General features: G+C 55.2%; 18 protein-coding genes. 12 read left to right on the top strand and 6 right to left on the bottom strand.

The features are described 5' to 3' along the window. The first annotated feature begins 274 nt into the window (after positions 1–274). The 12 genes from QTL95_RS16825 (at position 275) to QTL95_RS16770 (ending at position 15523) form a co-directional block, all read left to right on the top strand. Positions 275–4891 (top strand): AAA family ATPase, encoded by a 4617-nt coding sequence (locus QTL95_RS16825; protein ID WP_289721079.1) that lies wholly within the window; start codon positions 275–277, stop codon positions 4889–4891. A gap of 7 nt (positions 4892–4898) precedes the next feature. Next, positions 4899–6383 (top strand): ATP-binding response regulator, encoded by a 1485-nt coding sequence (locus tag QTL95_RS16820; RefSeq protein ID WP_289721078.1) that lies wholly within the window; start codon positions 4899–4901, stop codon positions 6381–6383. Further along, the gene (locus QTL95_RS16815; protein WP_289721077.1) at positions 6373–7020 is read left to right on the top strand and encodes a response regulator transcription factor; all 648 of its coding nucleotides are present in this window, start codon (positions 6373–6375) and stop codon (positions 7018–7020) included. Before QTL95_RS16820 ends, QTL95_RS16815 begins: the two co-directional genes overlap by 11 nt. Before the next feature lie 117 nt (positions 7021–7137). After that, positions 7138–7734, top strand: a complete 597-nt coding sequence (locus tag QTL95_RS16810) for a hypothetical protein (protein ID WP_289721076.1) — start codon at positions 7138–7140, stop codon at positions 7732–7734. Between the two features lie 169 nt (positions 7735–7903). Next, positions 7904–8809, top strand: a complete 906-nt coding sequence (locus QTL95_RS16805) for a helix-turn-helix domain-containing protein (RefSeq protein ID WP_289721075.1) — start codon at positions 7904–7906, stop codon at positions 8807–8809. A gap of 46 nt (positions 8810–8855) precedes the next feature. Then, positions 8856–9752 (top strand): helix-turn-helix domain-containing protein, encoded by an 897-nt coding sequence (locus QTL95_RS16800; RefSeq protein ID WP_289721074.1) that lies wholly within the window; start codon positions 8856–8858, stop codon positions 9750–9752. A gap of 109 nt (positions 9753–9861) precedes the next feature. Then, entirely contained in the window at positions 9862–10971 is a 1110-nt protein-coding gene (locus tag QTL95_RS16795) for an NADH:flavin oxidoreductase/NADH oxidase (RefSeq protein WP_289721073.1), read from the top strand. A 196-nt stretch (positions 10972–11167) separates the two neighbouring features. Then, positions 11168–12028: an alpha/beta fold hydrolase gene (locus QTL95_RS16790; protein ID WP_289721072.1), complete on the top strand. Its 861-nt coding sequence runs from the start codon at positions 11168–11170 to the stop codon at positions 12026–12028. 27 nt (positions 12029–12055) lie between these two features. Beyond that, positions 12056–12904 carry a fumarylacetoacetate hydrolase family protein gene (locus QTL95_RS16785; RefSeq protein ID WP_289721071.1) on the top strand — a complete coding sequence of 283 codons (849 nt, stop codon included), beginning with the start codon at positions 12056–12058 and terminating at the stop codon, positions 12902–12904. Positions 12905–12935: 31 nt separating this feature from the next. Further along, the gene (locus QTL95_RS16780; RefSeq protein WP_289721070.1) at positions 12936–13922 is read left to right on the top strand and encodes a C-terminal binding protein; all 987 of its coding nucleotides are present in this window, start codon (positions 12936–12938) and stop codon (positions 13920–13922) included. 19 nt (positions 13923–13941) lie between these two features. Further along, complete coding sequence (locus QTL95_RS16775; RefSeq protein WP_289721069.1) at positions 13942–15228, top strand: cation:proton antiporter; 1287 nt, start codon at positions 13942–13944, stop codon at positions 15226–15228. Further along, the gene (locus QTL95_RS16770; RefSeq protein WP_289721068.1) at positions 15206–15523 is read left to right on the top strand and encodes a hypothetical protein; all 318 of its coding nucleotides are present in this window, start codon (positions 15206–15208) and stop codon (positions 15521–15523) included. Before QTL95_RS16775 ends, QTL95_RS16770 begins: the two co-directional genes overlap by 23 nt. Before the next feature lie 444 nt (positions 15524–15967). On the opposite strand, the gene QTL95_RS16765 is transcribed toward QTL95_RS16770, so the two are convergent. From QTL95_RS16765 to QTL95_RS16740, 6 genes are all read right to left on the bottom strand, one after another. Then, entirely contained in the window at positions 15968–16648 is a 681-nt protein-coding gene (locus tag QTL95_RS16765) for a YoaK family protein (protein WP_289721067.1), read from the bottom strand. Positions 16649–16724: 76 nt separating this feature from the next. Next, the gene (locus tag QTL95_RS16760) at positions 16725–17702 is read right to left on the bottom strand and encodes an alpha/beta fold hydrolase (protein WP_289721066.1); all 978 of its coding nucleotides are present in this window, start codon (positions 17700–17702) and stop codon (positions 16725–16727) included. A gap of 216 nt (positions 17703–17918) precedes the next feature. Continuing rightward, a complete protein-coding gene (locus QTL95_RS16755; protein WP_289721065.1) occupies positions 17919–18437 on the bottom strand; it encodes a Dps family protein in 519 nt (172 codons plus the stop codon). 27 nt (positions 18438–18464) lie between these two features. After that, on the bottom strand, positions 18465–18629 hold the full coding sequence (locus QTL95_RS16750; RefSeq protein ID WP_289721064.1) for a hypothetical protein: 165 nt from the start codon (positions 18627–18629) through the stop codon (positions 18465–18467). Positions 18630–18658: 29 nt separating this feature from the next. Continuing rightward, a complete protein-coding gene (locus tag QTL95_RS16745; protein WP_289721063.1) occupies positions 18659–19105 on the bottom strand; it encodes a DoxX family protein in 447 nt (148 codons plus the stop codon). Positions 19106–19119: 14 nt separating this feature from the next. Continuing rightward, entirely contained in the window at positions 19120–20997 is a 1878-nt protein-coding gene (locus tag QTL95_RS16740; protein ID WP_289721062.1) for an amidohydrolase, read from the bottom strand. Positions 20998–21049 lie beyond the last annotated feature (52 nt).

Raw genomic sequence — 21049 nt, 5'->3', positions numbered from 1 at the left:
CTCGCTCAGATCGGAGGGCGATGCGGAGCTTTTTCGGGTGACTAAGACCGGAGCGCCCCCCTCATTGATACTCGTAGCGCGGGCGGGCGAGAGTTCAGCGCAAACTCGTCTGCTAGACGCGGAAATTCGATCTGCTTCTCATCTTGATACTTCGTTTGCTGCGGTGCCCCTCACTGCCGCAATGATCGATGGTCGAGCCTCTGTAATTTTTCAGGATCCAGGCGGTCGCCCCATTCGACAACTTTGGCGCCATGGCGGTCCGGTCACGGACTATTTGCGACTGGCTATTGCGATTACACGAAGCCTGGTGAAGATCCATCAAAACGGGCTGATCCACGGAGACGTTCGACCAGAGAACCTGCTGTTGAGTGGTTTGGACACCTGCTTCTTCGTCGGTTTTGGCAGGTCATTTTCGACACAAGCTCGTTTCCGCTATCGGAGTGAACAGCCCACCAGATTTTCCCTCCCGTACGTCTCGCCTGAGCAAACAGGTAGGTTGGAGGCTGTGGCGGATGAAAGAAGCGACCTGTATTCCCTTGGTATAACTCTTTACGAGCTTCTGACAGGACATCTTCCATTTGCAGCGCGGACGACCGGGGAATGGATACATAGCCATCTAGCGCGACCGCCGCTTCCGCCGGGTCGATGGGTAGCAAGTATACCAAGCATCATCGCATCGATTCTTTTGAAGCTGATCTCTAAGCCGCCGGAGGACCGATACCAAACGGCCGCAGGACTGGAGGCCGATCTTGTCGCGGCCCTCAATGGCCTTGCGCTTGGCGAACGAGTTGGCTTTGAACTTGGGCGAGCAGACGCACGCGGAAGCCTGTTGATCCCTTCCCGTCTTTATGGACGGGAGCACGCGCTTGAAGTTCTCAACAACGCACTCGAGGACGCCCGCGGACTTGGAGCATCGAAGCTTGTCCTGGTTGCGGGTCCGGCTGGGATCGGCAAGTCAGCACTTTTACGCAGCTTTCGCATGGGCCTCGAACCAGAAAGGAGTTTGTTTGCGCAAGGGAAATTTGATCAGCTGGACTTCACAACGCCCTATACAACGCTGATTTCGGCACTTGGCGATGTAGTCCGAGACGAGATACGGCGTCCAGTAAACCAATCGCTTGTTGCGGCAATAAAAGAGGCCTTGGGGACCAATGGAAGGGCTATCACGTCATTGATCCCAGATCTTGAACGGCTCGTGGGTAAGCAGGAGGATCTGCCTTTCGTGCCTCCGGCAGAAGCACAAGTTCGCTTTCACGCTGTTCTTTCCCGTTTCATACGAGTTTTCGCCACTTCGGCTCGACCACTCATTCTGTTCTTCGATGATATCCAATGGATCGATCAAGCAACCCTGGACTTCCTGGATCGGACCGTCATCGATAGTTCAATACCGAACCTCCTAATAATCGGAGCTTTTAGAAACAACGAGGTAGGCCTTGGTCATCGGCTCGGCGCTTGGCTCGCCAAAGCTGGGAAATTGACCCTAAACATCGACCAGATGGTGCTGTCTCCGCTGAGCAAAGACGAATTGGTAGCATTGGTCGCGGACAGCCTGGGATCGCCGCGCCATGAGATGTCCGACTTGGCGAACGAGGTTCACGCAAAGGCAGAGGGAAATCCTCTATTCTCAACCCAACTGCTTAGCTCTCTGGCCGATGCGGGTGCCCTATCTTTCAGCGAGGTTACAAGGCGGTGGTCATTCAACCGGGACAGAGCCGGAACCCTTCTAACTGAGAACATTTCGGACTTGCTGAGGTGGAAAATTGACCAGCTGAGCAGTGAATCCAGGGCTGCTATCATTGCCATGGCGCTCTTCGGAAATCGCGTAAGCAACAGCCTCTTACTGGCCGCGTTGGACCAAGAAACTGCTAAGGACGCGCTGGAGGAGGCATCGGCGGCAGGCCTGATAACCAATGACGGAAACACAGTTGCATTCTTCCATGATAGAATACAGGAAGCGGCGTACGAATTAACGCCGATGGATGTGCGCCGCGAGATGCATCTTGCTTTGGCAAGAAAAATGAGAGCCGTTGCGCCCCAAGGGTCTAGCGATACGGTTTTCGAAGTCGTCCAGCAATACAGCTACGCGATAGACTTGATCGAGCCAGGCAAAGAAGCACTCGCCGTTGCCAAGCTAAGTTTAACAGCTGGAATGAAGGCCGAGCAAGCTTCAGCGTTTGACGCCGCGGTTCGCTACTACGAGACCGGGCTAAGGCTCGTAAATGAACAGCCAAACCGTGATGAGGATTTGCAATTCGAGTTCGAAATCAGCATCGCGAATTGCACCTTGATATCAGGAAACCCGGAAGTGGCCGAGGGACTGTTACGGGATCTGAGGAGCCGAACGGTCGGCAAAAGTAAGCGTGGCCGGATTGCGTGGACCGAAATCACGCTATTTACGGCTTTGGGCCGTTTCGACGGTGCCATACGCCTGTGTCTCGACTTCCTAGCAGAAGAGGGCTACCGGTGGAGCGCCAACCCGAGTTGGGATGACGTTCAGGACGAGTTCGGGCCGGTAGCCGATGAAATCCTCCAGGGTAAGGTTAGCGCGAGGGCAGGTCTGCATGCATGTCAGAACGACGATGCCATACTTCTTGACGTGCTTTCCGCAGCCCTTCCTCCCGCGTTCTTCACGAGTGATCGGCTCGTTTGTCTGATCCTGTGCAGGATGGCTAACATCAGCCAAATTTCGGGCAATACAGCATCATCCGCGCTTGGTTATGCCTATTTGGGTATGGTGCTCGGACCCATGTTCGACAACTTCCCCGCCGGTGGTGAATTTGGGGAACTAGCATTGACCCTGGTTGCTGACCCGCGATACTCCCGTTTCAAAGGGCGCGTAGCGATGACCGTGGCGTATCACGTTCGACCGTACTCGCGACCTATACGATCAACGCGCGATCTGCATCGGCAAGCCTTATCGATTGCGCAGGATAGTGGTGACTTAACGTACGCGGGCTTTTGTACCTGCACCACCGTAAGCAACCTTCTGTTTGCTGGCGATGGCCTCGGCGCGGTCGAGAAGCGAAGCGCTGAGGGGCTGGAATATGCCAAACTCATTGGATTTGGTTTGATTGCGGATATCGTCACGAGCCAGTTGATGACAGTTCGCAGTTTGCGTGGCGCCACTTTCGAGCTGGGCCAGTTCAATGATGGTGCGTTCGAAGTAGAAGAATTTGAACGGCGATTGACTACAACGCCTGGAATGCAGATCGCTGAGTGTTGGCACTGGGTGAGGAGGCTTCAGGCGAGCGTTTTCGCCCGGAGATTTGATGAAGGACTGGGGTTTGCTGACAAGGCACAACGGCTCCTGTGGACCTCTGCAGGACACCTCGAGTACGTCGAGTATTCCTTCTACTACTCTGTTGCCCTGTCGAAAGCCGCTGCCCAAAGCGTCTCGCTATATGACGCGCTGTCGAAAATCGCAAAACATTTGGCTTTCTTGGAAGCGCTCGCTGACAGTTCACCGAAGACGTTTACGGCCCACTGTGCGATCGTGAAAGCCCAAGTGGCGAGGCTAGAGGACCGGCCTATCGAGGCCCTGCAACTTCTTGATCGAGCGATCGCCGCTGCAAGGGTTCAGGCATTTTCGCATATGGAGGCCTTGGGATGTGAACTTGCGGCTGAAGTTGCCGAAGAGTTGGATTTGTCCTCAGCAGCTCTTGCCTATCGCGAGAAAAGCTATGCTGCCTACCGCGCTTGGGGGGCGAACGCAAAGTTGAGGGCCCTCGACCTAGCATTCCCCAACGAAACGGCGCGAGAACTCCATGAGATCCAAGCTTTTGCCGACGCTCGAGCTGGTGGTCTTGACCTCGTTTCAGTGGAGCGTTCAACTGCGACTGTCTCTGGGGAGGCGGTGCAATCGAGGATGTTCACATCCCTCCTCTCCATCGCAATGGAAAACGCAGGAGCCAGGCATGCGAGACTGCTCACGCCAAAAGGTGGCGGGCTCAGGCTTGAGGCCGAGGTGAATGTATATGATGATGGGAATGGCTTCGCTGTCTCCTCTGACCTAAGGGTGGCACAAGAAATACCGCTAGAGCCTGCTTGGCAGGCGTTTAATTCTCAAGAGCTTGTTGCGTTCGAAACGTCCCCGGTAGAATCGTCTCATCGTAGTGCGAAGGGCTCTGCGTTATACGTGCCCCTCGTGGCGAGAGGGCGGTCTGTCGGCATATTATACTTAGAGAATGACCTGTACGCGGGGGCATTTCCTCCTGCGCGAACGTCGGTCATCAAGCTGATCGCCGGGCAAACGGCGATAGCGCTTGAAAATGCTTCACTCGACGAAAAGGAGTCGCTGCTTCGGGAGGTCCACCATCGGGTAAAAAACAACCTTCAACTCATCAGCAGTCTATTGAGCCTTCAAGCGTCGCATATCGAGGATCCCAAAACCGCTGAGTTGTTTCAGGAAAGCCGGAATAGGGTACGGTCGATGGCTCTCGTTCACGAAAACCTATACAGAGCCGGAAACTTTGCTCGTATATCCATGGGAGGACACCTTAAGACGCTTTGCTCCTTCCTCAGCCGTGCTTACGGGATGCAGGCGCGATCAGTAAGTTTGAGCGTGGAGGTGGATGAAGACGTCGAGCTTGACCTCGACCGGGCAATATCTTGTGGACTCATAGTCAATGAGTTGGTGTCGAACGCACTGAAGCACGCATTTCCGGATGGGGAACCCGGAAGCGTTCTGATTTCCATGTCGCGCAACTCGTCAAGCGAGTTTACTTTGATCGTTCGCGATGATGGTGTTGGACTAGGTCCGGGTCCGGTTTCGCGCGAGACCCTTGGTTTGCAGCTAGTCCACGATCTGGTGGATCAACTCAGGGGCAAATTGAGTTTTAGATGCAATGGCGGAACGACTGCAGAGATCACTTTTGCAGTCGCGTATGAGTGAGGCAAGTATGAAGCGTTCAAAAGTATTGGTGGTAGAAGACGATAGGATTGTCTCCCGCGATATCCAAAATCTTCTGCATAGAGCAGGTTACGAGGTCGTGGGATCGGCTGTGACCGGAGAGGAAGCAGTCGCCGTGGCATCTGAGCGTCGGCCCGATGTTGTCTTAATGGACATTAGACTCGAAGGCGGAATGGACGGCATAGAGGCGGCCGAGTTGATACGCCGTGAACGAACAATGCCAGTGGTATTCTTAACTGCGTATGCTGATGACGAAACCATTGAACGGGCTGGTGCGTCAGATCCCTTTGGCTATCTCGTGAAGCCCTTCGAAGAAACACAACTCAAAGCAGCTATCGAGATCGCCCTCTACAAGCACGCCTCGGAAAGGCGTTTGCACGAGAGTGAGCGGCGATACGCTACGACGCTCGCGAGCATCGGGGATGCTGTCATTGCCACAGACGCCACCGGACGGATCACATTTATTAATCCCGTGGCTGAGGCGCTGACAAAGTGGTCAGCCAAGGACGCACTTGGCCTTCCCGTCACGGACATTTTTCGGATCGTTAACGAAGATACGCGCGAGACGGTGGAAGACCCCGTCGCAAAGGTGTTGAGGCTAGGGACGATTGTCGGATTGGCGAACCATACCGTGCTGATCGCGAAGGACGACTCTGACATTCACATCGATGATAGCGGGGCGCCGATCATAGATGATGAGGGTGACGTTGTGGGCGCCGTGTTGGTGTTCCGTGACATAGGGCATCGGAAACAGATGGATGAAGCAATGCGCAGGGCGCAAGCTGACATGGCATTGGTTGCAAGGCTAACGAGATTGGGGGAACTGGCCGCCTCCATTGCGCATGAGATAAATCAGCCGCTTACCGCGATTGTCTCGAATGCCGAGACCTGCTTACGGTATCTCGACCAAGCCAAGGCTGCGGCGGACCGAATGGCGCAGAACAGCCACCGAGTGGGAGACGTTGTCAAAAGTATACGCAGCCTCGCAACAAGCGCCCCAACGCAATCCGCCGCGATCGAAATCAACGAAGTGATTACAAAGGTTCTTAGCCTCCTGCGGGATGAGATCCGAGGTCGCCAGGCCGAAGTCCGCACTATTCTCGGTTCCAAACTTCCAACATTTGTGGGAGACCCGGTTCAGCTCCAGCAAGTCTTACTCAATTTGGTTATGAACGCTTTGGAGGCTATGGCTGGCGCAAACATTAGCGAACGCGTGATTACCATTGAGTCTCAGCGATCGTCAGACGCAGAAATCATACTGACTGTCTCCGATACGGGTCCAGGCATCGGCCTAGACGATGCGGAAAAGTTATTTGAGACGCGCTTCACGACGAAGCGCGAAGGTATGGGCATCGGACTGTCGATATGCCGTTCGATTGTGGAAGCTCACGGAGGACGAATATGGGCGGAAACGACAAGAGGATTACCCGGCGCAGTATTCAAGATAGTGGTGCCTGCAGCAGATGAACGCTGAGATGTTGCTTCCAGAACCCCGTGATAATCTTGTCTACATCGTTGACGACGATGTAGACGTCAGAGTTGCGCTGGAGGCACTCCTGCAATCCGTTGGATTTCAGGTGATGACATTTCCATCCTCGGAAGAGTTTCTGGCGCGAGTTCCAATTTCGGCCCGAGCCTGCTTGGTTCTTGACGTTCGTTTGACCGGACAAAGTGGCATCGCGCTGCAAAATCACCTCATGAGATTGGATGCCAAACTTCCGATCATTTTCATCAGCGGTCATGGGGACATCCCCATGGCGGTAAGAGCTATAAAAGCTGGTGCAACGGAGTTCTTGACCAAGCCGTTACGGCCGCAGGAGCTGATCGATGCAATTCACGTTGCTTTCGAGAAATATGACGAGCGCTCACTTGTTGATCGAGCGCTTGCATCGGCAAAAACCCGCTTCGATGGCCTGACCGCAAGAGAAAAGGACGTCATGGCGCTTGTGACCGCGGGCTACGGAAACAAAGAGACCGCGAATATTCTCGGTATTAGCGAGCCGACGGTAAAGGCACATCGTGGGCAGGTTATGAAGAAGATGGATGCGGAGAGCTTGCCGGATCTTGTCAGACTCGCACAAGAGCTTGAGTTGCCAATAAAAGATCGCTAGCTTCCAGATAGTTGTACCGCTCAAGTCTTCGGTCGGGGGCACCCCCTACTTCAGGATGGGTACGACCATCTCACAAATTGTCGTACTCTTCTCTGATCGCTGATTTGGAGATCCTAGATGACCGGGAACACCCGTGCACTCGCGTTCGCGAAGAGAGTGACAGAAGAAAGCTCACTCCGGGACGCCACGGTACGCGCGATCTGCTGTTGTTCCGATCAGGTCGCCATTCTTTACCATCCTGGTGGCGAGAGTGACTTCATCATTCCTGCTGAGCGGGAAGAGGCCTTCCTCTGCACAATCGAAATTGCCGAGGTTGGAACCACGTCCAGTGACATTTCCGACCGTGTCTTCCTTTCCGATCTGCGAATGGATAGTGGGCTATCTTTTTCTTTCGGCACGAGAGGATGTTTGCACTTCTTCTTGCCGGTTAGCTACATTGCCATGCTGCTTAGATTTCACGGCGATACTTCGGCTTTGCACATCAGGAACTCAGGTGGCCGCTCAAACCTCGAAATTCGTGCGCTGGTGGAAACCCTCACACCTATACTTCGCCAGGAGCAGGCTTCGGCACCTTCCTTCATTGATAACGTGGTGCTCGCGGGAGCACACCTGATCATCGAGCGATATGTAGGCGAGCGCTCCGCCACGAGTTTCGAGCGCAATCAGATGAGTGCTATGCCGCTTGGGAACATGCCCTTCCACAAAAACTTCTAAATTAATGTTTTCCAGTGTCTTTTTGCGAGACACGGAATGCTTAGCCGCGCTCTAAACACAATTGTAAGACTTGTAGGCTCGTCATTGCATAACCTCACATCAAAGATGTATGGTGTTTTAGCCCGGCTGCTGTCGGGTTGTGAAATCCAGCGGGGCCTTGGAGAAGAGATTGAATCTCGACTGTCCTGAAACAAAATCGCTTGGCCCATACTTTGGAACGGCGGAAGCACGCTTTCTGAAGACGATCCCGCTTAAATCATCGTCGATTTCGGTTACGAGGATTGCCCGATCTGTGTCAACGGATATCGAGGCGAGGGTGGCCTTGCCGAGTTGCGATGCTTATCTGTTGATGATTTATCTTGAAGACACCGTACACTCTGATGTCCAGGCGGATGGAAGCTTGGCGGCGCCACGGTGGTGCGGGAAGGGGTCTGTTTGTGTGGTTGATCTCAGTGCGGGCGCTTCGGTGGTCCTTCACAGAGATCTATCCTCTCTTGCTATCTACTTGCCTAAAGCGCTGATAGCTGAGGTCGCTGAGGTGAGTTTCCCAGATCAAGGCAAACGGACGCTGCGTTGCCGTCGAGCCGAGCCCGATCAGGTTATTAGTAATCTGGCTGTTGTGATCTTGTCGCTTTTCGACCGTGACCCCTCAACTGTCGATCCTATTCTACGCCATCTCTCGGTGGCTGTCTGCACGCACCTCTTGCAGGATTGCCTTGAGGTCGCGACGCCAAGAAACAATGCAATACTGCCGGTTGATAGGGAAATTGCCGCCAAGGGCTTCATGCGAGAAAATCTGTCGAGGGAACTGACCGTTGCCGAGATAGCTAGTATCACCGGCCTCTCCGCCAGTCACTTTGCTCAGGGCTTCAAGAATGTGACTGGCCTGACCCCACACCAGTGGCTGATACAGGCGCGTGTGGTTGTCGCGAAGGACCTCCTCTCAGAGCACCTGCTTTCGATCAAAGAAATTGCGAAAGCGTGTGGATTTGTTGACCAGAGCCACTTTACCAAAGTGTTTTCAAAAGAGGTTGGTTCCACCCCCGCGCAATGGAGAGGTCGCCAACTCCACTGAGTTGTCGAACGCCCTTTCTTGATCTGATTCCGCGGAGATCCGAGTTTTGGACACCAATATCGACGGAGCCTTTTCACCTTTTGCGGCCAAAGTCACAAGTTGGTCGATCAAGGCATCGGCGGTCACCGTCACTCGCTTGAGTTACGATGGCGACGATCTGCCAATTGCGCCACCAAGCAAGCGGGAAGAAGCCGTTTCAGTAATCACCCAATTGGAAGACTTTCGCCACCATCGTCTGTGGCGCAATGGAAGGCTCGCTTTTGAGGGAGGGCATCCAAAATCAGCCATTGCGATAACTGATTTGAGGGAGGAGTGGCAGTGTCATCATCTCTCGCCCTTCGACAATATTCGCTTCAATATCCCTCTCGCGTTCATACGCACATTTCTAGAGGAGCTTGGTCGACCTCAGTTCGATGGTTTCGACTGCAAGCCCGGGACGCGAGATGAAGTCATTCTAGGGCTTGCCCAAGCGATATCCCCCTATCTGCTAAGCAGGCAGGATCCCAATCAAATGTTCCTTGAGCAAATCAGCATCGTGTTGCTGACCCACCTGGCGCAGTCATATGGGGGGCAGTATTTCCCCTCAAAGAAGAGTGGTCTGTTAGCGCCCTGGCAGGAAAAGCGTGCCCTGGAATTCCTCACGACTACGGCCTTCGATCAGGTGTCAATAACCAGGCTTGCGGAAATATGCGGATTATCAAGAAGCCACTTCACACGCGCCTTCAAGGAAACGTTCGGTAAGAGCCCGTATAAGTGGCTCACTGAATATCGCGTTGCGAAAGCGAAAGAGCTGCTTCTCTCAAAAGACACAATTTTTGATGTGGCTACTAAATGCGGTTTTGCTGACCAGAGCCACATGACGCGCGTTTTTCAAGGTGTTGTTGGGCAAACACCCGGTAAATGGAGACGACAGAACCGATCTGGCGCGGAAAAAGAGGATTAAGCGAGGTTGCAGGTCAGCGCACGGCAGTCGGATCGTTCAAGCTTGATTGCCTGAGGAACGGTATGGGGAACATGGCGGCGTCAGAGCGCCTAATGATGTGGAGCTGTTGATGACCCATTCCAAACTGTTTTCGCCATTGAAAGTCGGGGATCTGGCACTGCGAAACCGGATCGTTATCGCCCCAATGTGCCAGTACACTGCAATAGACGGGCGGATGACTGACTGGCATATGATGCATCTAGGCATGCTCGCAAATTCCGGCGCTGCGCTACTCACCATTGAGGCTACGGCAGTATCGCCTGAAGGGCGTATCTCATACGGCGATGTGGGACTCTACTCCGATGAGACCGAGGCAACGATTGCCAAAACACTCGAAGGTGTTCGCCGCTACTCGGATATGCCTATCGCCATCCAACTCAGCCACGCTGGGCGCAAAGCGTCCAGCCAGGTTCCGTGGAAAGGCGGGGGGCAGATCCCGCCGACGGACACACTGGGATGGCAAACATTGGGAGCGAGCGATGTGCCGTTTCGCTCCCATTATGATGCTCCTGTTCCGCTGGATCGAGCGGACATGACGTTACTTCGCGACAGTTTCAAAAGCGCGGCTCGTCGCGCGGCCCGCCTTGGTCTTTCGGCAGTTCAAATCCACGCGGCGCACGGCTATCTGCTCCATCAATTCCTCTCGCCGCTGTCCAATAGGAGGGTGGACGAGTATGGCGGTTCACTCCAAAACCGAATGCGATTTCCACTAGAGGTGTTTGAGGCCGTCCGTGAGGCGTTTCCGATTGATCGACCAGTAACGGTACGCGTTTCCGCTACCGACTGGTCGGAAGGCGGTTGGGATTTGGAATCGACAGTCGCTTTCGCATCTGAGTTGGAAGCGAGAGGTTGCAACGCCATCCATGTTTCGAGTGGCGGGCTTGCGCATGATCAGAACATAGCGATTGGGCCAAGTTATCAGGTCCCGTTTGCGCGAGCAGTCAAAGCAGCGGTCAAAATACCAGTGATCGCTGTTGGTCTTATCACTGAGTTCGAGCAGGCAGAGGCAATAATTGGCACTGGCGACGCAGACTGCATAGCGATCGCTCGGGCTATTCTCTACGATCCCCGGTGGCCGTGGCACGCTGCTGCTCATTTCGGCGATACCGTGTCTGCTGCGGACCAATACCTCCGATGCCAGCCTCGCCAGCACAAACACCTGTTTAGCTCTCAAGGCTAACTCGCCTAGATCGATGACACAACACCTGGATCCGGCGATGCACGGCTAGGGTAGCTGCCGCGTGGCTAAATAGCAGCTGTCTCGCCAGAGAGAAACCAGAGCCGGATTGTTCAACTCCAAGCAATTCGTCCAAGCGCAAACCCCGCATCTTCGGCAATTAAAACATATCGCAACGACGCAATGAACGGAGAGCGACATGAAGCTGAAGCGGTATGGGATTTACGCCAATGGAATTCGCCAACACGTCGTTGAGGCTGGCGAGGGGCCACCTGTGGTGCTCTTGCATGGGTTCCCGGAGACAAACTTCGCGTGGCGCTTCCAGATCCCTGTGCTTGCGGAACGCTATCGCGTGATCGCACCGGACCTTCGTGGGTACGGTGAAACTGAGAAGCCCGCGACGGGGTATGACAAGCGGAACATGGCTCTGGATCTGCGCGAACTCATGCGCGAGCTGCAGATTGATAAGATCGCGTTGGTGGGGCACGACCGTGGAGCGAGAGTGTCTACGCGATTTGCCAAAGATTATCCCGACTTGGTCGATCGCTTGGTGGTGATGGACAATGTTCCCACACGGATTGTTGCTCGCGATCTCGATGCAAAGATCGCAAAGGCCTATTGGTTTTTCCTGTTCCATCTCGTGCCGGACCTGCCGGAAGCCCTGATTGCTGGTCGTGAACACCTCTGGCTGCGGCACTTCTTCTCAGATTGGTGCTATGACCCTGCAGCTATCAGCGGAGAAGCATTCGACACGTATGTTCGTGCTTTCCAAGCGCCGGGGGCAGTACGTGGCGCCATGTCTGACTATCGTGCAAACGCGCTCGATATAGCTGAGGACCTGGAAGACGCGAATGTGAAGATCGCTTGCCCGGTCATGTCCCTATGGGGCGCAGACTTCCACACTGTGGGCAAACTATTCGACATGCCCAAGATCTGGGCGGAGATGGCCGATAACCTCGAAACGCATGCGATCCCCCAATGCGGCCACCTTCCGCAGGAAGAGCAGCCCGAGATTGTGAATGGGCTCCTTCTGAAGTTCCTTGAGACCTGGAACGGCTGATCAATTCTCCCTCGAAAGGATAAACCAATGAAACTCGCTCGCTATGGAGCGGCTGGGGCTGAGCGCCCCGCGCTCGTCGATGGAAACGGTAAGCTTCGGGATATCTCGATCTTTGCTCCAGATATCCTTCCGGAGGTTTTGTCTGACGAGAGCCTGAAAGCTCTCGCTGAGTTGGACATTGACCGCCTGCCAGTCGTCGACGACGCGAATGTGCGATTAGGTCCGCCGGTCTCGTCTATCGGCAAGATTATTTGCATAGGACTGAATTACACGGACCACGCGGCTGAAGTAGGCTTACCTCTTCCGAAGGAGCCGACCATCTTCATGAAAGGGTGCCGTCCTAGCGGATCGACAGATTTGGTCCGGCTTCCCCGGCAGTCGGAGAAGGGCGACTGGGAAGTCGAACTTGGAATCATCATTGGCAAGGGCGGCCTATACATATCGCCCGAGGACGCGCTCGCACACGTTGCGGGTTATTGCGTTGTTAATGACCTTTCCGAGCGATCCTATCAGATGGATCGCGGAGGGCAGTGGACCAAGGGGAAGAGCTTTCCGGGGTTTGCTCCAGTCGGCCCATGGCTTGTCACGAAGGACGAGGTCGAAAATGTCGGCGAACTGCCAATCTGGCTGGAGGTAAACGGTCACCGATACCAGGACGGGAACACGTCAAACCTCGTCTTCGGTGTGCGGGAAATCGTCAGCTACGTTTCAAACTTCTACGCGCTTGAACCCGGTGACCTGATTGCCACTGGCACTCCTGCTGGTGTTGGCCTTGGACAAAAACCGCCGGTCTTCTTAAGGCCCGGAGACGTAGTGACTCTGGGGATCGACGGACTCGGAGCACAACGCCAGGAAATCGTTGCCTGGGAAGCCTGAGTTCAATTTCAAAACCGGAAAGGAAGCAGCTATGAGCCGCTCCAAAGTGGTAATATCGGATTACGTGTGGAAAAGTGTCGATGTTGAGCGCGGCATACTTGGCCCAGACGTCGATCTTTTTCCAATGCACACGAAGACTGAGCAAGAGTTCCTCTCGGAGGCTGCTGACTGCGACGCACTGCTGAATACCTACGCAGGTCCCATCACTGCAAAGGCTATGAGTGAGATGCCGAAGTGCAAAATCATTGCGCGGTATGGCATCGGGGTGGATACCATCGACCTTGATGCCGCCACGGACGCCGGGATCATCGTGACGAACAATCCTAGTTACTGCGTTGAAGAAGTAGCTGACCACACGGTTGCACTTCTCATTGGCGGCGTCCGCAAAACGTCGCTCCTAGACCGAGCCGTGCGAGCTGGGCGGTGGGACGTTATGGAGGCGGCACCAATCCGGAGGTTATCGACGCAAACTGTCGGGCTCGTTGGGTTCGGCAACATCGCGCGGCACGTCGCGAACCGGATGGCCGCCTTTGGCGTGACGATTCTTTGGTACGATCCCTTTTTGAAGGAAGAGGACGCAAGGGCACCTGGCAGCAAGGTCGAGCTAGACGAACTACTTGCTAGAGCGGACTTGATCTCCGTGCACACGCCTCTTACGGCAGACACCAAAGGCTTGTTTGGCGACGATCTTTTCAGAAAGATGCAGCCGCATGCCTATATCGTCAATTGCTCGCGTGGCGCCGTGATAGACCAGGATGCGCTTGTTCGTGCGCTGGATGGCAAACTTATCGGTGGTGCCGCCCTAGACACGACTGTGCCAGAACCCCTGCCGATCGACCACCCCCTGCGACACCGTGAAAACGTTGTAATCAATCCGCACGCGGCGTGGTACTCAATCGAGGCATTCGCCGAGCTTCAAGCTGGAGCGCCCGGTGAGGTAGCTCGAGTATTGAGCGGCCAAACACCTGTCCATGTGGTTAACCGTAAGGTTCTTGGACGATCACGCGCGGGTCTCTGATCTAGGGTTTTGGCGACGAATGAATTCGGAACACACCTACGAGTTTTTGGTCCTGCTGCTGATGACAGCAGTGATCCTCGAACTGATAGCAAGGCGACTGCGGCTTCCTCCAGCCGCAGCGCTTATCGTTGGTGGGGTTGTGCTCGCATTGACGCCTGGCGTTCCTCAGATTGAGATAGATCCCAGCCTTGTTATGTTGGTTTTTCTCCCCCCGCTGCTGATGCGGAGTGCCTACTACACGGTATGGGGTGACTTTAAGCGATACTTCACAGGCATCGCTTCCCTCGCGCTCGGGGCGGTGGCCTTCACCACGCTCGCAGTGGGCATTATTTTCCATTTGTTGCTCCCAGGGCTACCGTGGTCAGTAGGATTTGCGCTCGGAGCCATCGTTTCGCCGCCCGATGCGATCGCGGCAGGAGCTATTCTTGAGCGCCTCCATCTACCAAGCCGCATTACGGCGCTGCTGGAAGGGGAGAGCCTAGTAAACGACGCAAGTGGCTTGGTGCTACTGCGGTTTGCCGTGGCAGCTACGTTGACGGGAGCGTTCAGCGTAACTGAGGCTGTGACGTCCTTGATATGGGTCACCTTGGCCGGGATTGCAGTGGGTCTTTCGATTGGATGGGCAGGTCTGGCCGTTATCCGGAAGCTACGTGACAGCGAATTGATTATCACGTCGACCTTGCTACTCGCCGCCTTGTCCTACATCGCGGCCGAGAAGCTTGGAGGATCAGGGGTACTTTCCACCGTCAGCACAGGCCTCTTGCTAGGCTGGCACCAACACGAGATGTTCAGAGCCGAGACACGCATCAGGGCTCAAGCGTTTTGGAAAGCGCTCGTGTTCGTGATGGAGTCGCTTCTGTTCATCTTGATAGGACTATCGTTGCGCGGCGTACTCGACCGATTTGGCGGTGTCCAACAGGGGATGGTGTCGCTGGAACTTCCCGTGCTTGCTGTCGTGTTGACGGTAATCTATGCGCGGTTTGCCTGGTTGTTGACCGCCGGTACGATAGGTAGGTTTGCTTTCCGGCTACGGCGCTTGCATGGGGCGGCGTCGCTAGCCACTACCGTGGTGATGAGCTGGGCTGGGATGCGCGGTGTGGTGACCCTGACCGGCGCGTTGTCGCTCCCGGCCAATTTTCCCGGAAGAGACCTGATCTTGGTGAGTGCATTCGCCGTGATCATCGTTACGGTTCTGTTGCAAGGGAGTACATTGGGGGCCGCTCATCTCGCTTCTAGGTGTGGTCGGTTCAGACGAGCGCCACACGGTACAGGCAAACGAAGCGATGGCCTGGCGAAGAGTGGCTAATGCGCAATACAAAGCTATTCAGGCGCTGTCGCAGGATGCAGATGGCAATGAGCGGCATCCAAGACTGTTAGAGCAGTATGGACACCGAGCGCAGGTGGCAGCGCACTATGAGCGGGACCGGGAGTTCCATCACGCCATCAAACTTGAACACTTCGATACGGTTCTCGCGGCAATCGCCGCTGGACGTGCTGAGATCTTGAAAATGCATAAAGCCGGAGAAATCCACGATGAGGTTCTCCGACAGCTTGAGCACGAGTTGGATCTGCAAGAAATGGCGGCTGAGAACCGCCGGTGACGACATCCTGGTCCCGACGTGTGGCGCAAGGCTGCCAGCTTTATATTCTCTATGTATCCTCTTGCGAGCGCGTATAATGCTGGTCGCTCGTCGATGGTCTAAAGCCGACGACAAGATAAAAGGCGCTCTCACAGGGCGCAATACCCGTCCACGGGTGTTTCGAATGTGCTCTATCCGAGTCGATGAGCGCATTGATGTGGGGCCGGACCAGGCATTGAGGATGTTACCGCAGCCTTCAATCAACCTACCGCGAAGCAAACAACTCGGCAGGGCCTGAAGCCCAAACGGCCGCCCCGAAAAGGGCGACCGCCGCTCTAAAAATGTCGTCCAAAATTATAGGAGCGTGTGCCGAGCACCGGGCGGCGCTCGGGGCGCAGTTACGCCGGTGGCAGAGACTTTAGGACATCGACCTTTGCAGACGCTCGCTTCAAGAAGCGCAGCCGCTCAGTCGCCTTCTGGAGTTTCGACTCGAGCGACAAACGAGAAGACGCTTAGAACCGCAGGGATGACAAACGCCCATAGCGGAATGGAGACGATCGCGAGAGCCGCACATGCACATCCAAGGGCGAAAGCGGCAACGGCAACGATCATACGCTTCACGCGGCCAAGTGCTTGGGTAGAACTTTCACCCTTCTCTCCTGCCATGATCTCCGCGAGATCGAGCATGATCTGAGTGGTCGTTCCTGTCATCAATGTCGATGGTGGCGACTTGGCGAGATGAACACGGTGCAACGCGTTCTGAACCGCCATAGCCGAAACCAAGGTCATACCCATCACGAGATTCGCAATTGCGGTGGCGCTGCTGAAGGGGCCGTGCACAACCGAGAAGATCGCGGCTGCGATCAACAGCACTACCTTGGTCGCAAGCAAGCATTTCAGGACAGGTCGACCAGCCTTATGGAGCATGAGACCGACAATACGGGACACAAGGATCACTAGGCAGAAGACCGGAAGCGCCAGCAGCTTGGGAAGGGCACCTGATCCACCCATAACAAGGGTGGCGCCTAGCGTCACGAAGTTACCAGTGACGTGGGCGGGGAATAGCCCCTGCAGCGCAAGGAAACCAGCCGTATCGACGTAGCCGCCGTTAAAGCTCAATAGGACAGAGAGCGGAACTCTTTTCATGGCATCCCCCGACGCAAGGTTGAAATAAAAAGATCCCGCTCGCGACTGCTCGCGAGCGGGTCAATTGCGAACTTGCTTACGCCTTGATGAAGGCGAGCAGATCCGGGTTGATCACATCGGCGTGCGTCGTCAGCATGCCATGCGGGTAACCCTTGTAGACCTTGAGCGTGCCGTTCTTGACGAGCTTGACGGACAGCTCACCGGAGTCGGCAATCGGGACTACCTGGTCGTCATCACCATGCAGGACGAGTGTCGGAACGGTGATCTTCTTCAGGTCTTCGGTCTGGTCGGTTTCAGAGAAAGCCTTGATGCCGTCATAGTGCGCCTTGACGCTGCCCATCATGCCTTGGCGCCACCAATTCTGGATCACGCCCGGATAAACTTTCGCACCATCGCGGTTGAAGCCGTAGAATGGGCCCGTGGGGAAATCGATGAAGAGCTGTGCGCGGTTGTCTGCAACCGCCTTGCGGATGCCATCGAAGACCTCCATCGGAAGACCACCAGGATTGGACTCAGTCTTGAGCATCAGCGGCGGAACCGCGCTGACCAGAACAGCCTTAGCGACGCGACCCTGAGGCTGGCCGAATTTCGCGACGTAGCGGGCAACTTCGCCGCCGCCGGTCGAGTGCCCGATATGAACAGCATTCTTCAGGTTCAAATGCTCGACGACAGCAGAAGCGTCGGCAGCGTAGTGATCCATGTCGTGACCTTCAGCGACCTGAGACGAGCGACCGTGGCCACGGCGATCGTGTGCGACGACACGGAAGCCGTTCTGCAGGAAAAAGATCATCTGGGCATCCCAATCGTCGGAAGACAGCGGCCAACCGTGATGGAAATGGATCGGCTGTGCGTCCTTCGGACCCCAATCCTTATAGTAGATGTTCACGCCATCCTTGGTCTTGACGAAGCCGTCGGTCATTTCGAAGTTTCCTTTCGCTGTCTGAGTTGCTGATTTTGAGAATGCGAGATCTGGAACCGCCATCGCAGCAGAAAGCGCTGCGCCTGCGATGAGTGTCTGGCGACGGGAGAGTGGGAAGTCGAAGTCGTTTGCCATCGTTGGCCCCTTGGTGGCTTGGCGGCAGTTGATCGCCGTGACGGAAGTTGTAGGTGCCCGCGTCCCGCTAATCTTGTTGGTTTCAACGATTTTTGAACAATGACAGGGCGTCGGTCAGTCCACCGAGCGAGCTGCTCGGAACGAGTCAGTACGCATTAAAAAGCCACGCGACCCTGGGAGGGCGGCGTGGCTCTGGAAATCGCGATTTTGACAGACTTATTGGTTAGTGCCGCGTAGAATTTCAAACAGGAACCAGATGCGCTTTTCGCCTTCATCGATCCAGTTTTCTAGGAGACTGGCGGTCGCAACGTCACCATACTCATCGCAGGTCTCGTGAAGTGACCGCATACTTGCAACGAGTGAACCGTTGTCCTCTCTCAGCTCTGCGAGCATCTCGTGGGGATGAACGAATTCCGCATCGTTGTCGGCAATTCGCTGCTGCCTGGATATATCGCCGATTGATCGCAGCGTGGTGCCGCCAAGCTTCCTGACACGCTCTGCAAGCGGGTCAGTCATCTCGAACAGCTGGTCGCCATGTTCATCCAGCAGAAGATGATAATCACGGAAGTTTGCACCCGACATGTGCCAGTGGAAGTTTTTCGTCTTGAGATAGAGAGCGAACACATCGGCAAGCAGTGCCGTGGCAGCGGCAGAAATGTCTCGTGTCGCATCTGCGCCGAGGCCTGTTGGCGTTTTAAGTGAGGCGGTGCGACGCGCCTTGATTTCGTCGTTCATCGAACGGCTCCTATGTGGTGTGCTTGTTCATTCCATCCGGCCGCTGGCCGGTGGGTCGCTCGCGGGGAATGACTCTTGCAGAGCTTCATCAATCAGTTCGTCTTGGTTCTCGGCTGGCGGGAGGGGCAGCTCGAGATTGACGTCCTCCATTTCTGGCAACGTCTCGACCCCGTCGCGGATTTTAGGTCCCATGGCTTTGACTCCAGTTTGTTTTGGACGCCTTACAGGTGATACTTGGACCGAAGGTCATGCCAAGCTACCAAGAGAAAGGCACCAGCAAGCCCAAGGTGTTCGAAGAAGGCATTCATCGCCATTGTCCGCTCCATCCCTGGAGCCATCTCCCAAAAGCGAAGCGCCAGCGACGTTGCCAAAAGGGTGAACACCCCTAGAGCAAGGGCTGCAGCCCAGCGAAAAAATCCGGTAAGGATAGCCGCGGACATGGCAAGCTCGAAGATGATCACGGCAACCGCGAAAAAAAGAGTAGGGCGGAGACCAAAATGATCCATTTCCGCGAGCGCTCCGCCGAAATCGAATACTTTTGTCAGCGGCCCCTGAATATACGCAGAGCAAAGGGCCAAAAGTCCAATGAATTGAATAGGTTTGCTGCTAGCGAAACTCTTGCTGAGCCCGATTGCCGTGTCCGGCGATGCTCGTCGATGTGCAACCATTAGAACGTCCTCCCTCACACTGCCCAGCAGGAGCAACCTAAAGCTCCAAAGAAACCCTTGAGATCGGCAATCGGGAGCTTGGAGGTCCATGCTCCGGCGTGATCGTGGCCGTGAACGCCGCAATCGCTGTTACAGGCGCATGACGCAATTGCCATCCGACGGAGTGAGTTCTTTCCCGCTCCATCTGGTTCACCCCAAGCGCCATAGCCCCCAAATTTTCGGACCGGCGACCAATCGGGCATTGCAGGCGGCACGTCGTTTTCATCAAGCGCCTTGAAGTCACCTGCTCCGAAGACAATCTTGCCGCCGACCATTGTGAGATCGGAGGTGAGGAAGGAAATCTCGTCCTCTGCGCATGAGAAGAAGTCTTTATCCGGCACAACAAGGTCGGCAAACTGGCCAACTTGAATGCGTCCCTTTTTGCCTTCCTCGTTCGAAAACCAGGTCACGTTTTCGGTCCACATGCGAAGTGCGGTTTCCCTGTCGAGGCAATTGGCGCGTGGATAGAGCTGCATGCCTCCGACTGTCTTGCCGGTGACCATCCACGCGAGAGAAACCCAGGGATTGTAAGAAGCCACGCGGGTGGCATCGGTTCCCGCCGATGTCTTTACGCCCTTTTCCAAGATCTTGGCGACAGGTGGAGTGGCTTCAGCTGCGCCATGACCATAGCGCTCGACGAAATACTCGCCTTGATACGCCATGCGATGTTGAACTGCGATGCCACCACCAAGCGCAGCGATACGGTCGATGGAACGGTCGGAGATCGTTTCCGCATGGTCGAAGAACCAATTTAGACCCTCAAGAGGAATATCCTGGTTAACCTTCTCGAACACGTCGAGAGCGCGTGAAATCGTTTCGTCATATGTTGCGTGGAGGCGCCACGGCCAACGGTTTTCAGCCAATACGCGAACGACTTCCTCAAGCTCGCCTTCCATCTCCGGCGCCATGTCCGGCCTGGGCTGGCGGAAATCCTCGAAATCGGCAGCGGAGAAGACAAGCATTTCGCCCGCGCCGTTATGGCGAAAGTAGTCTGTGCCCTGTTTATATTTTACCGACGAAGTCCAATTCAGGAAATCTTCCTTCTCGCCTTTTGGCTTCTGCGTGAAGAGATTGTAGGCCAGCCGCACCGTGAGCTGATCTTCGTCCGACAACTTCTGGATCACGGCATAGTCATCGGGGTAGTTCTGGAAGCCTCCACCTGCGTCAATGACGCCAGTGACACCAAGCCGGTTCAGCTCACGCATGAAGTGACGCGTGGAATTGACTTGGTAGTCGAAAGGAAGCTTCGGCCCCTTGGCCAATGTCGAATAAAGGATCCCCGCATTTGGCTTCGCAAGCAACATCCCCGTCGGGTTGCCGTTTGCATCGCGCGTGATTTCTCCACCTGGCGGGTTCGGCGTGTCTTTGTTGTAACCTACCGCCCGCAGTGCCGCACCATTGAGGAGAGCGCGATCATATAGATGCAGTAGGAAAACGGGCGTGTCGGGCGCAATCGCATTGATCTCTTCGATCGTCGGCAGACGCTTTTCAACGAACTGATGCTCCGTGAAACCACCTACAACCCGGACCCATTGCGGGGCGGGGGTGTGCGCTACCTGTCGCTTTAGCATGTCCATGGCATCAGCTAGCGAACGCACACCGTCCCAACGAAGCTCCATGTTGAAGTTCAAGCCGCCTCGAACGACATGGGTATGATTGTCAATCAATCCGGGAAGAACTCGCTTGCCTTTCAGGTCGATGACCTTCGTGTCGGGACCAGCATGGGCCATGATCTCAGCGTCATGACCGACGGCTAAGAAACGGCCGTCCTTGATAGCGACAGCGCTTGCCGTCGGATTTGAACGATCAAGCGTTGTGAAAAGGCCATGGTGTAGAATTACGTCGGCGGTCATCAAACTTCTCCGATTCAACAAAATATTTTGCGGGATGCCATCGGCAGGCAGT

The organism is Rhizobium sp. S152, from assembly GCF_030380735.1.
In the GTDB taxonomy this organism is placed as follows: Bacteria; Pseudomonadota; Alphaproteobacteria; order Rhizobiales; family Rhizobiaceae; genus Rhizobium.
Note: the sequence above shows the minus strand (reverse complement) of the source record. Positions and strands in the feature narration are given on the sequence as shown.